Below are 12,610 nucleotides of genomic sequence, written 5' to 3'. Positions count from 1 at the left end.
TGCCACCGCCGACGCCGCCACCGGGACGCCGGTGGGCTAGTGCTCGCGGCCCTCGGCGACCATCGCCGAGCTGGCCGCCCAGCGCTCGTACTGGTCGAGCACGTCGTGGCAGACGTCCTCAGCGTCGTAGCCCATGAGGTCGTAGCCCCCAGCGATGGGCTGCGCCACCTGCAGCCGGGTGGTGCGGTCCCGCGCGTCCAGCGAGCGCGTGCCGAAGGTGGGGGCCGGGGTGCGCCGGATCTGCACCGGGTAGCTGAACCCGGAGGCCTCGCTCTCCCCGGACACCTGCAACGTCGCGGTCTGCACCACCCGCGCGTCGGGGTCAACCTCGGTGACGAGCACCTCGGCCTGCACCCCCTGCTCGAGCAGGGCGCCGCGCACCGACTCCAGCGCGGGCACCACGACACCAGACATCCGCTCCTGCGCCTGCGGCACCGAGACCGTCCCGAAGGTCCGGGCGAGCCGCAGCCGCCACGGCACCGCGGACGCCTCGCGCCCGACGAGCGAGGAGGTCAGCGAGCTCTGCAACGCCCCCTCGCGGGTCTTCTCCGTCTCCAGCGCCCGGTGCAGCCCGACCATCACCGCGATGATGACGAAGGCGAAGGGCAGCCCCATGATGATGGTGGCGCTCTGCAGCGCCGGTATGCCCCCGACGAGCAGCATGGCGATCGTCAGCACGCCGGTGGCGACCGACCACAGGATCCGCAGCCACGCCCGGGCGTCGTCGTCGCCGTGCGGCAGCTCGGAGGAGAGGTTCGCCATCACCAGGGCACCGGAGTCGGCGGAGGTGACGTAGAACAGCAGCCCGACGAAGGTCGCGAGCGCGACGACCACGAGCGCCAACGGATACTGCTGGAGCAGGGTGAAGAAGCCCAGCTCGGGGGTGTTCACGGCGGCCTCGCCGAACTCCGCGTCACCCTCCCGGATCTGCCGGACCGCGCTGTTGCCGAAGATCGTGACCCACATGACGATGTAGCTGAACGGGATGGTCATCGTGCCGAGGACGAACTGGCCGATGGTCCGTCCCTTGGAGATGCGGGCCAGGAACATCCCGACGAAGGAAGCCCAGGCGATCCACCAGGCCCAGAAGAAGAGGGTCCAGAAGCCCATCCACTCGGCCGGGTAGTCGAAGGCCATCGTGTCCAGGGTCATCCCGGGGAACATCGAGACGAAGTCGCCGACGTTCATCATCATGCCGCGCAGCAGGAAGGCGGTCTCGCCGGTGATGAGCACCCAGCCGGCGAGGGCGATGGCGAGCAGCACGTTGAGCTGGCTGAGGATGCGGATGCCGCGGTCCACCCCGGTGGTCGCGGAGATGGTGGCGACGACGATGGCCAGGACGACCAGCCCGATCTGCGCGGGTATGCCCTGGGGCACCCCGAAGAGCACGTCGAGGCCGACGTTGAGCATGACGACGCCGATCCCCAGCGAGGTCGCGACGCCGAAGATGGTGCCGATGACGGTGGCGATGTCGACCGCGTCACCGATGGGGCCCTTCACCCGCCGCCCGATGAGCGGGTAGAGCGTGGACCGGACGGCGAGCGGCAGCCCGACCCGGTGGGCGAAGTAGCCGAGCGCGATGCCCATGAGGGCATACATCCCCCACCCGGTGATGCCGTAGTGGAACAGCGTCCAGACGGTGGACTCGCGGGCGGCCTCCAGCGTCCCGCCCTCCCCCTGCGGCGGGTAGAGGTACTGCGAGGCCGGCTCGGCCACGGCGTAGAACATGACGTCGGTGCCGATGCCGGCGGCGAAGAGCATCGAGGCCCAGGCGAAGGTGGAGAACTCCGGGCGGTCGTCGTCCTGGCCCAGCCGGACGCGGGAGTGGCGCACCCCGAGGTAGAGGACGAAGACGAGGATGACGGTCGCCAGCGCGATGTAGAACCAGCCGAACCACTCCGAGGTCCAGCCGACGACGACGCCCAGCACCTCCGAGGACTGGGTCGGCGCGACGAGCGCCCACAGCGCGACGGCGACGGTGATCGCGCCGGCCACCGCGAGCACGGTCCACTTCGTCCGCGGTGCCGTGGGCGGGTCGAGCTCCTCCGGGGCGGTGTCGGGCGTCGTGCTCATCGGTCGTCCTCCCTGTCGGTGGCCATCGCGCGTAGCGCGCTCGGCACCTCCTCCCGGGTGTCCCACGCCTCGTTGCGGGGATCGCCCGGCGGGTAGAGCGGCCTACCCTGCCCGGCGCGGAACACCGGCGGGTGCTCCGGCGCCAGCGGGGTGTTGCCCGCGATGAGGTCGGCGGCCTTCTCGGCCACCATCATCACGGGGGCGTAGATGTTGCCGTTGGTGATCGTCGGGAAGACCGAGGCGTCCACGACGCGCAGCCCCTCGGTGCCGTGCACCCGCATCGACGCAGGGTCCACGACCGCCATCTCGTCGTCCGAGCTGCCCATCCTCGCCGAGCACGACGGGTGCAGCGCCGTCTCCGCGTCCTGCGCGACCCAGTCGATGATCTCCTTGTCGGTCTCGACCGTCGGGCCGGGCGAGATCTCGCCGCCGTCGAAGGGGGCGAAGGCCGGCTGGGACAGGATGTGCCGGGCCGCCCGGATGACCTCGACCCACTCCCGCCGGTCGCGCTCGGTGGAGAGGTAGTTGAACAGGATGGAGGGGTGGTGCGTCGGGTCGGCGTCGGTGATCCGCACCCGGCCCCGGACGTCGGAGTTCATCGGCCCGATGTGCACCTGGTAGCCGTGCTTGCCCTCCGGCGCGGTGCCGTCGTAGCGCACCGCGATCGGCAGGAAGTGGAACATGAGGTTGGGGTAGGCCACCTCGTCGTTGGTGCGGATGAAGCCACCGCCCTCGAAGTGGTTGCTGGCCCCGACCCCGCTGTCGAGGAAGAGCCACTGCGCCCCGATCCACGGCGCCTTCCACTTCTTGAGCCACGGCGCGATGGACACCGGCTGCAGGCTGGTGTGCTGGAGGTAGACCTCGAGGTGGTCCTGCAGGTTCTCCCCCACCCCGGGCAGGTCGACGCGCGGCTCGACGCCCGCGGCGCGCAGCACCTCGGGGTCGCCCACGCCGGAGAGCTGGAGCAGCTGCGGGGAGTTGAAGGCGCCCCCGCACAGGATGACCTCGCCGGCCTCCACCGACCCGTGGCGACGGCCCGGGCGGACGAAGTCCACCCCGGTGACGCGGGTCCCGGACCAGCGCAGCCCGGTCGCCATGGCGAGGGTGGCGACGTCGAGGTTGGCACGGTCACGGACCGGACGCAGGTAGGCCCGGGAGGCCGAGAGCCGGCTGCCCCGGTAGACGTTGCGGTCGAAGGGCGCGAAGCCCTCCTGGCGGTAGCCGTTGACGTCGTCGGTGCGGGAGTAGCCCGCCTGTCCGGTCGCCTCGAAGAAGGCCTGGAAGAGCGGGCTGGAGGCCGGCCCCCGCTCCATCTTCAGCGGTCCGGCGCCACCGCGCCAGGCGTCCGCCCCGGCCAGGCAGGTCTCCATCCGCTTGAAGTAGGGCAGGCAGTGGGCGTAGTCCCAGTCCGCCATCCCGGGGAAGGTGGCCCACGTGTCGTAGTCGCCGGCGTTGCCGCGCTGGAAGATCATGCCGTTGATCGAGGAGGACCCGCCGAGCACCTTGCCGCGGGCGTGCGGCACCCGGCGCCCGCCCATGTGCGGCTCCGGGTCGGTCTCGTAGGCCCAGTCGTAGAGCGGGTTGCCGGAGGGGAACATCAGCGCGGCGGGCATGTGGATGAGCGGGTCGAGCAGGAAGTCCGCGCGTCCCGCCTCCAGCACGAGCACCGTGGAGGACGCGTCGGCCGACAGCCGGTTGGCCAGGGCCGACCCGGCCGAGCCCCCGCCGACGATGACGTAGTCGTAGCGCGTCCTCATACCTGCTCCTCCGGGGTGTCGTGGGCGGCGGGCGCCGCGTCCTGCGGCGCGCCGCGGTCGAACCAGTCGGCCACGGCGGGCCGGGTGTTGTGCCAGATGTGCTTGGTCTCGAGGTATTCGTGCAGCCCCGCCACGCCGAGCTCGCGCCCGATGGGACTGCTTCATCCGCCCCACTCGGCCTGCGGGACGTAGGGGTGGTAGTCGTTGATCCAGATGGTGCCGTGCCGCAGCCGGCCGGCGACCCGCTCGGCGCGGCCCGCGTCCTGGGTCCAGACCGCGCCGGCCAGGCCGTAGATCGTGTCGTTGGCCAGCGCCACCGCGGCGTCCTCGGCGCCGTCCCGGTCGGCCCCGGAGAAGGTCTCGACCGTGAGCACCGGGCCGAAGGACTCCTCCTGCACGCAGGCCATCTCGGTGCGGCACCCGTCGAGGATCGTCGGCGGGTAGTAGCAGCCCCCCTCGAGCTCACCTCCGGGGATCTCGCCGCCGCAGCGCACGACCGCCCCCTCGGCACGGGCCGCGTCGACGTAGGCGGCGACCTTGTCCCGGTGGGCGTCGCTGATGAGCGGCCCGGTCTCGGCGCGCTCGTCGAAGGGCCCACCCATCCGGATGCGACCGGCGCGCCGGACGAGCTCGTGAACGACCTCGTCGTGCACGCTCTCCTCGACGATCAGTCGCGCACCGGCGGAGCAGACCTGACCCGAGTCCAGGAAGATCGCGGTCAGCGCGTTGTCGACCGCCGCCTCGAGGTCGGCGTCGGCGAAGACGACGTTGGGGTTCTTGCCGCCGAGCTCCAGCGCCACCCGCTTCACGGTGGGCGCGGCGGCCGCCATGATGGTCCGCCCCGTGACCACGCCGCCGGTGAAGGAGGCGAGGTCGACGTCGGGGTGCGAGGTCAGCGTCGGGCCGACGTCGGCGCCGGCCCCGGTGACCAGGTTGCCGACCCCGGCGGGTAGGCCGGCCCGCTCCAGGGCCCCCAGGAGCCAGATCGCCGTCTGCGGGGTCAGCTCGCTCGGCTTGAGGACGAAGGTGTTGCCCGCCGCGAGGGCCGGGGCGACCTTCCACGAGGTCTGCAGCAGCGGGAAGTTCCACGGGGTGATGAGCGAGCAGACGCCCACCGGCTCGTGCACGACCCGGGAGGAGACCCCCGGCATACCCGTGTCCACGACCCGGCCCGCCTCGTACTGCGCGAGATCGGCGAAGTGCCGGAAGACCCCGATGATGTCCTGCATGTCGATGCGCGACTCAGCCATCCGCTTGCCGGTGTCGAGCGACTCCAGCCGGGCCACGTCCTCCAGCTCGGCCTCCAGCAGGTCGGCGACCCGGCGCACCACGGCGGCCCGCTCCGGCGTCGGGGTCTGCGGCCAGCCACCGCGGTCGAAGGCGGTCCGGGCAGCCGCGACCGCCGCCTCGGCGTCGGTGGCGTCTGCCTCGTCGACCGTGGCGACCACCTGTCGGTCGGCCGGGCAGGTGATCTCGCGGGTCCGGCCCGAGGCGGAGGACCGCCACCGTCCCTCGATGTAGAGCGTGGGCATCGTCTCTCCTTCGTCGGGGACCGTCGCCCCACTTTAGCGAGCGGGACCGGCTGCGTGGCGGGGGTCGCTAGGGTGGTCGGGCATGAGCCGGGCGACGGCGCAGGACACCACGGGCACCCCACGGCTGGGTGCGGTCTTCTGGACCTCGCTGCTCCTCACCGGCGGTGCGGAGAGCCTGCGCGACGCCGCGGTCAGCGGCAGGAGGAGGAGGCCTGGAGCCCGGGCGAGCGCTGAGCCGCCCCACCCCGCGCCTCAGACGTTGCGGCGGTACTGCCCACCGACCTCGAAGAAGGCCTCGGTGATCTGGCCCAGGGTGCACACCGGGCGGCGTCCATGAGCACGGCGAAGACGTTGTCGCCGGCCATCGCGGCCTCTTTGAGCCGGGCCAGGGCCTCCTGCGCCTCCTCGCGGTGCTCCTCCTGGTATGCCTGGACCCGGTCCAGCTGCGACTGCTTCTCCGCCTCGGTGGCCCGGGCCAGCTCGACCTCGACCTCCTCCCGCTCGGACTCCGGCCGCCGGAAGGTGTTGACCCCGATGATCGGCAGCGTGCCGTCGTGCTTGCGGTGCTCGTAGAGCAGAGACTCGTCCTGGATCTTGCCGCGCTGGTAGCCGGTCTCCATGGCGCCGAGGACGCCGCCGCGCTCGCTGATCCGGTCGAACTCCGCGAGCACCGCCTCCTCGACGAGGTCGGTGAGCGCCTCGATGATGAACGACCCCTGGTTGGGGTTCTCGTTCATCGCCAGGCCCCACTCCTTGTTGATGATGAGCTGGATCGCCAGCGCGCGCCGCACCGACTCCCCGCTGGGGGTGGTCACCGCCTCGTCGTAGGCATTGGTGTGCAGCGAGTTGGCGTTGTCGTAGATCGCGATGAGCGCCTGCAGCGTCGTGCGGATGTCGTTGAAGTCCATCTCCTGCGCGTGCAGCGAGCGCCCCGACGTCTGGACGTGGTACTTCAGCTTCTGGCTGCGCTCGTTGGCGCCGTAGCGCTCGCGCATCGCGACCGCCCAGATGCGCCGCGCCACCCGCCCGATGACGGAGTACTCCACGTCCATCCCGTTGGAGAAGAAGAACGACAGGTTGGGCGCGAAGGCGTTGATGTCCATCCCGCGGGCGAGGTAGGACTCGACGTAGGTGAAGCCGTTGGCGAGGGTGAAGGCGAGCTGGCTGATGGGGTTCGCCCCGGCCTCGGCGATGTGGTAGCCGGAGATCGACACCGAGTAGAAGTTGCGCACCCCCTGCTCGATGAACCACTCCTGGACGTCGCCCATCATCCGCAGCGAGAACTCGGTGGTGAACAGGCAGGTGTTCTGCCCCTGATCCTCCTTGAGGATGTCCGCCTGCACCGTGCCGCGGACGTGCTGCAGGGCATACTCGCGCAGCTCCTGCGCCTCGGCCCCGGAGGGCTCGCGGCCCTCCCGCTCCCGGAAGGCCTCGACCTGCTGGTCGATCGCGGTGTTGAGGAAGAAGGCGAGCACGGTCGGCGCCGGGCCGTTGATCGTCATCGACACCGAGGTGGTCGGGTCGACCAGGTCGAAGCCGTCGTAGAGCGCCACCATGTCGTCCAGCGTCGCGATGGAGACCCCGGAGGTGCCGACCTTGCCGTAGATGTCCGGGCGCTGCGCCGGGTCGTGGCCGTAGAGGGTGACCGAGTCGAAGGCGGTGGACAGCCGGGTCGCCGGCTGCCCCTCGGAGAGCAGCTTGAAGCGCCGGTTGGTGCGGAACGGGTCACCCTCCCCGGCGAACATCCGCGCCGGGTCCTCGTTGTCCCGCTTGAAGGCGAAGACGCCGGCCGTGTAGGGGAAGGAGCCCGGCAGGTTCTCCCGGCGCCAGAAGCGCACCAGCGCGCCGGCCTCGTCGTAGGTCGGCAGCGCGACGCGCGGGATGCGGTTGCCGGAGAGCGACTCCTTGGTCAGCCGGGTCCGGATCTCGCGGTCGCGCACCTTCACCACCTGCTCGTCACCGGAGTATGCCTCCACGCGCGCGGGCCAGCCCTCGATCATCTCCTCGACCTCGGTCGGCAGCTCGCGGCGGGCGTCGGCGAGGAGGTCGTCGACGCCGTGGTCGGTCCTTCCTGCCGCAGCGAGCTCGTCGTCGACGGCGGCGAGGCGCTCGACCCGGCGGGCGGCGAGGGCATACCGCTCGGTGTCGTCGTGGTAGCTGCGCACCGTGTCGGCGATCTCGGCGAGGTAGCGCACCCGCTTGGGCGGCACGACCTGCCGGATCATCGAGGAGTGCTGCACCTCGACCCGGGGCAGCACGCCCTCGGCGACGTCCAGACCCTGGTCGCCGAGAAGGTCGCGCAGCGCCTGGTAGAGGGCGGTGACCCCGTCGTCGTTGAAGGTCGCGGCGGAGGTGCCGAAGACCGGCATGTCCTCGGGCTTCTTGCCGAAGGCCTCCCGGTTGCGCACGAGCTGACGGCCGACGTCGCGCAGCGCGTCCATGGCGCCGCGCCGCTCGAACTTGTTGATCGCGACGACGTCGGCGAAGTCGAGCATGTCGATCTTCTCCAGCTGGCTGGCCGCCCCGAACTCCGGGGTCATGACGTAGAGCGAGGTGTCGACGTAGGGCACGATGCCCGCGTCGCCCTGGCCGATGCCCGGGGTCTCGACGACGACGAGGTCGAAGCCGGCGGCCTTGAGGACGTCGATGGCGACCGGCAGCGCCTCGGGCACCTCCGACTCGCCGCGGGTGGCCATGGACCGGAACATCGCCTGCTCCCCGCCGATGGCGCCCATCCGGATCCGGTCGCCGAGCAGCGCGCCGCCCCCCTTGCGCCGGGTCGGGTCGATGGCGATGATCCCGATCCGCAGCCGGTCGCCCTGGTCGATCCGGAAGCGGCGGACCAGCTCGTCGGTGAGCGAGCTCTTGCCGGACCCGCCGGTGCCGGTGATCCCGAGCACGGGGGTGCTGCTCTCCTTCGCCGCCGCGGCATACCGCTCCCGGTCGGCGGACGGCAGCGAGCCGAGCTCGGCGCCGGTGATCGCCCGGGCGACCGCGGTCCGCTCCCCCGCCAGCACGGCCTCGACGTCGGCGGCGCCGACCTCCCAGAGGTCGGTGTCGGCCTCGGTGATGACCTGGTTGATCATCCCCGGCAGACCCAGGCGCTGCCCGTCCTCCGGGGAGAAGATGGTGACGCCGGCCTCGCGCAGCCGCTCGATCTCCTCGGCGACGATGACGCCGCCACCCCCGCCGACGACGGTGACGTGCCCCGCCCCCGCCTCGCGGAGCTGGTCCACGAGGTACTCGAAGTACTCCACGTGACCGCCCTGGTAGGAGGACACCGCGACGGCGTTGGCGTCCTCGTCGAGCACCGCCTCGACGACCTCGGCCACCGAGCGGTTGTGCCCCAGGTGGATCACCTCGGCGCCCTGGCTCTGCATGATGCGCCGCATGATGTTGATCGACGCGTCGTGCCCGTCGAAGAGGCTCGCGGCCGTGACGATCCGGACCGGGTGCTCCGGGGTGCGCAGGGCGGGCCTGCCGCCGGCGGCCTGCGATCCCGTCCCGGTCGCGCTCTGGTCGTTCTTCACCGGTGCTCTCCTCCTCGAGTGCGGGCTGACCCCTCGATGGTAATGGACCGGCGCGGCCTCCTTGACGTGCTCGTCAACCGGGCGCCTCCGGTCCGCTGGTCGCACGCCTCTCCCCGGAGCCGGAAGAGATCGTTACCGTTACGTAACCGCGAATGCTTGTGCCCGACAGGTCGGGGTGCTGCGATAGGACCCCGTGCCCACGTCCCCACGATCCGGGATGCGGGGAAGTTCTTCAGAAAGGACGCGCGACGATGCGCAGAAGCACTACTCGCCGGCTGGCGATGACAGCGACCCTCGGCCTGGCGGGAGTCACGTTGGCCGCCTGCGGCGGCGGCGAGGGGGCCGGCGGCGACAACGTCGACGAGGCCCTGTCGTCGGTCGACGTCGCCTGCGAGCCGTACCAGGAGTACGGCGACCTCGAGGGGACGAGTGTGAGCGTCTACACCTCGATCGTCTCCCCCGAGGACCAGTCCCACATCGACGCCTTCATCCCCTTCGAGGACTGCACCGGCGTGACGGTGGAGTACGAGGGCTCCCGCCAGTTCGAGACTCAGCTCCCCGTGCGGCTCGAGTCCGGCAACGCCCCCGACATGGCCTACATCCCCCAGCCCGGTCTCGTCGAGCGCCTCGTCACCGACTTCCCGGACTCGGTCTTCCCGGTCGGCGAGCAGGCCGAGGCCAACGTCGACGAGTACTACAACGAGTCCTGGAAGGGCTACGGCACGGACGACGGCACGTACTACGCCGCTCCGCTCGGCGCCAACGCCAAGTCCTTCGTGTGGTACTCCCCGGGAGCCTTCGAGGAGAACGGCTACCAGATCCCCGAGACCTGGGACGACCTCATGGCGCTCTCTGAGCAGATCGCCTCGGACCACCCGGACGCCAAGCCCTGGTGCGCTGGCATCGAGTCCGGCAACGCCACCGGCTGGCCGGCCACAGACTGGTTGGAAGACATGATGCTGCGGACCGCCGGGCCGGAGGCCTACGACCAGTGGGTCGAGCACGAGATCCCCTTCAACGACGACCAGGTCGTCGAGGCGCTGGACCAGGCCGGCCAGGTGCTCAAGGACGAGCAGATGGTCAACGGAGGCCTCGGTGGCGTGGAGTCGATCGCCACCGTGCCCTTCGGCGAGGCCGGGCTGCCCATTCTCGACGGGTCGTGCTTCCTGCACCGGCAGGCGTCCTTCTACCAGGCCAACTGGCCGGAGGGTACCAACGTCGCCGAAGACGGCGACGTCTTCGCGTTCTACCTGCCGGGCAACGACCCCGACGAGCAGCCACTGCTGGGTGGTGGCGAGTTCACGCTGATGTTCGCCGACCGTCCTGAGGTCCAGGCCCTGCAGGCCTACCTCGCGAGCCCCGAGTGGTCCAACGCCAAGGCGAAGGTCTCCTCCCCCGGATGGGTCTCGGCCAACTCCGGCCTCGACCCGGCCAACCTGAAGTCCCCCATCGACCAGCTGGCCTACGAGCTGCTGACCGACGAGGCGACGGAGTTCCGGTTCGACGGCTCCGACCTCATGCCGGCCGCGGTCGGCACCGGGTCCTTCTGGACCGGCATGACCAACTGGATCACCGGCGAGGACACCCAGTCGGTGCTCGACTCCATCGAGAACAGCTGGGACTGACCCGCTGACGGCGCGGGGCGGGCGGTGTCTCACCGCCCGCCCCCCCGCCGTCCGTGGCGCCGCAGCCCGCCGGAAAGGACTCATCCATGGAGTTTTTGCTCAACACCGGGACACCGGTGGAGAAGTTCCTCGTCATGGGGATCGCGATCCTGCTGTTCGTGGCAGTGATGGCACTCGTGCTCTTCCTCGCCGACCGCCCTCGGATGCCCCTGTGGATCACGGTGCTGGCGTTCTTGGGCCCGGCAGCCCTGCTGGTCGTCTTCGGGCTGGTCTACCCCGCCATCGTGACGATCATGAACTCGTTCCGCAGCGACAACGGCCAGGACTGGGTCGGTGTGCAGAACTACGCCGACGTCTTCGGCAACTCGGCGCTGCGGATCGTGCTGCTCAACACCTTCCTGTGGGTGATCTTGGTGCCACTGCTGTCGGCGGCGATCGGGCTGGTGTATGCCGTGCTCGTGGACCGGACCCGCTTCGAGAAGCTCGCCAAGACCCTGGTCTTCCTCCCGATGGCGATCTCGATGGTCGGGGCGAGCATCATCTGGAAGTTCGTCTACGACTTCAAGCCCACCGACCGGCCTCAGACGGGCCTGGCCAACCAGCTGCTGGTCTGGCTCGGCTTCGACAGCCAGCAGTTCCTGCTCAGCTGGCCCTGGAACACCTTCTTCCTGATCGCCGTGATGATCTGGATCCAGTCCGGCTTCGCGATGACGATCCTGTCGGCCTCGATCAAGGCGATCCCGGACGACATCATCGAGGCCGCCAAGCTCGACGGCGTCAGCAACTGGCAGATGTTCCGCTCGGTGACCGTCCCGTCCATCCGTCCCGCCGTCGTCGTCGTCATCACCACGATCGCGATGGCGACCCTCAAGGTCTTCGACATCGTCTTCACGATGACCGGCGGCAACTTCGACACCTCGATCGTGGCCAACGAGTTCTACACCCGGAGCTTCGTGCGCGGTGAGGGTGGCATCGGTGCCAGCCTCGCGGTGCTGCTCTTCGTCATGGTCGTCCCGGTCGTGGTCTACAACGTGCGCCAGATGAAGCTGGCGGAGGAGCAGCGATGAGCACCAGCACCGACACCGCCGACACGGCCGGCACCACCCCGGCCAAGAGCACCCCGCCGCGCAAGCTCACCAAGGCCGAGCAGCGGGCGGTCGACGCGAAGACCAAGCTGTCCTCGCCGTGGGCCAGCGTGATCGCGATCGTCATCGCTATCCTGTGGAGCATCCCGACGCTCGGGCTGTTCGTCACCTCCTTCCGCCCGGAGATCGACATCCGCACCTCGGGATGGTGGACCTTCTTCAGCGACCCGCAGGTGACCTGGGCCAACTACGACGCGGTGCTCTACGGAGGCTCGACGAACTTCATCGATGTCTTCATCAACACCATCGTCATCACGTTGCCCGCCGTCATCATCCCCATCACGCTGGCACTGCTGGCGGCCTACGCCTTCGCGTGGCTGGAGTTCCGGGGTCGCAACATCTTGTTCGTCGCGGTCTTCGCGCTGCAGATCGTCCCGATCCAGATCACGATGATCCCGCTCCTGACGCAGTACAACAACTGGGGCATCGTCGGGTCGTTCTGGCCGATCTGGCTCTCACACACCATCTTCGCGCTGCCGCTGGCGATCTTCCTCCTGCACAACTTCATGATGGACATCCCCCGGTCCCTCGTGGAGGCGGCACGCGTCGACGGGGCGGGCCACGTGAAGATCTTCTTCCAAGTGCTGCTGCCCCTGCTCGTGCCGGCGATCGCGGCCTTCGGGATCTTCCAGTTCCTCTGGGTCTGGAACGACCTGCTCGTCGGACTGGTCTTCGGCTCGGCGCAGGAGGTGGCGCCGCTGACGGTCCGCCTGGCGGACCTGACCGGGACGCGCGGGACCGCCTGGCACCTGCTGTCGGCCGGCGCCTTCGTCGCCATGGTCGTCCCGGTGACCGTCTTCCTGTTGCTGCAGCGCTACTTCGTCCGCGGTCTGCTGGCCGGCGGTGTGAAGGGCTGAGCGGCCATCACGCACATCGACCCCGGGGAATCCTCCCGGGGTCGATGTGCGCACTGCCGGGCAGGGGAGGCCCCCACGACCGTAGGCTGAC

7 protein-coding genes and 1 pseudogene are annotated in these 12,610 nt (G+C 70.1%); 3 read left to right on the top strand and 5 right to left on the bottom strand.

Annotation, left to right across the window (positions count from 1 at the left end):
* Positions 1-36 precede the first annotated feature (36 nt).
* The 5 genes and pseudogenes from betT to icmF form a co-directional block, all read right to left on the bottom strand.
* The gene (gene betT, locus FU792_RS05525; RefSeq protein WP_022924728.1) at positions 37-2,073 is read right to left on the bottom strand and encodes a choline BCCT transporter BetT; all 2,037 of its coding nucleotides are present in this window, start codon (positions 2,071-2,073) and stop codon (positions 37-39) included.
* Positions 2,070-3,830, bottom strand: coding sequence for a choline dehydrogenase (betA, locus tag FU792_RS05520; protein ID WP_022924729.1), 1,761 nt, complete (start codon positions 3,828-3,830; stop codon positions 2,070-2,072). Before betA ends, betT begins: the two co-directional genes overlap by 4 nt.
* Entirely contained in the window at positions 3,827-3,964 is a 138-nt protein-coding gene (locus FU792_RS19140) for a hypothetical protein (protein ID WP_420876863.1), read from the bottom strand. The genes betA and FU792_RS19140 overlap by 4 nt, the downstream gene beginning before the upstream one ends.
* Positions 3,965-3,991: 27 nt before the next feature.
* Positions 3,992-5,362, bottom strand: a complete 1,371-nt coding sequence (locus FU792_RS05515) for an aldehyde dehydrogenase family protein (RefSeq protein WP_420876862.1) — start codon at positions 5,360-5,362, stop codon at positions 3,992-3,994.
* A gap of 252 nt (positions 5,363-5,614) precedes the next feature.
* A pseudogene (gene icmF, locus FU792_RS05510) lies at positions 5,615-8,832 on the bottom strand (fused isobutyryl-CoA mutase/GTPase IcmF).
* Between the two features lie 341 nt (positions 8,833-9,173).
* On the opposite strand from icmF, the gene FU792_RS05505 reads away from it, so the two are divergent.
* The 3 genes from FU792_RS05505 to FU792_RS05495 all read left to right on the top strand — a co-directional run bounded on the left by FU792_RS05505 (position 9,174) and on the right by FU792_RS05495 (position 12,519).
* On the top strand, positions 9,174-10,517 hold the full coding sequence (locus FU792_RS05505; RefSeq protein WP_238706050.1) for an ABC transporter substrate-binding protein: 1,344 nt from the start codon (positions 9,174-9,176) through the stop codon (positions 10,515-10,517).
* 86 nt (positions 10,518-10,603) lie between these two features.
* On the top strand, positions 10,604-11,584 hold the full coding sequence (locus tag FU792_RS05500) for a carbohydrate ABC transporter permease (protein ID WP_022924733.1): 981 nt from the start codon (positions 10,604-10,606) through the stop codon (positions 11,582-11,584).
* Positions 11,581-12,519, top strand: coding sequence for a carbohydrate ABC transporter permease (locus FU792_RS05495; protein ID WP_022924734.1), 939 nt, complete (start codon positions 11,581-11,583; stop codon positions 12,517-12,519). Before FU792_RS05500 ends, FU792_RS05495 begins: the two co-directional genes overlap by 4 nt.
* The last annotated feature ends 91 nt before the right edge of the window (positions 12,520-12,610 follow it).

The organism is Serinicoccus marinus DSM 15273 (assembly GCF_008386315.1).
Lineage (GTDB): Bacteria > Actinomycetota > Actinomycetes > Actinomycetales > Dermatophilaceae > Ornithinicoccus > Ornithinicoccus marinus.
Note: the sequence above shows the minus strand (reverse complement) of the source record. Positions and strands in the feature narration are given on the sequence as shown.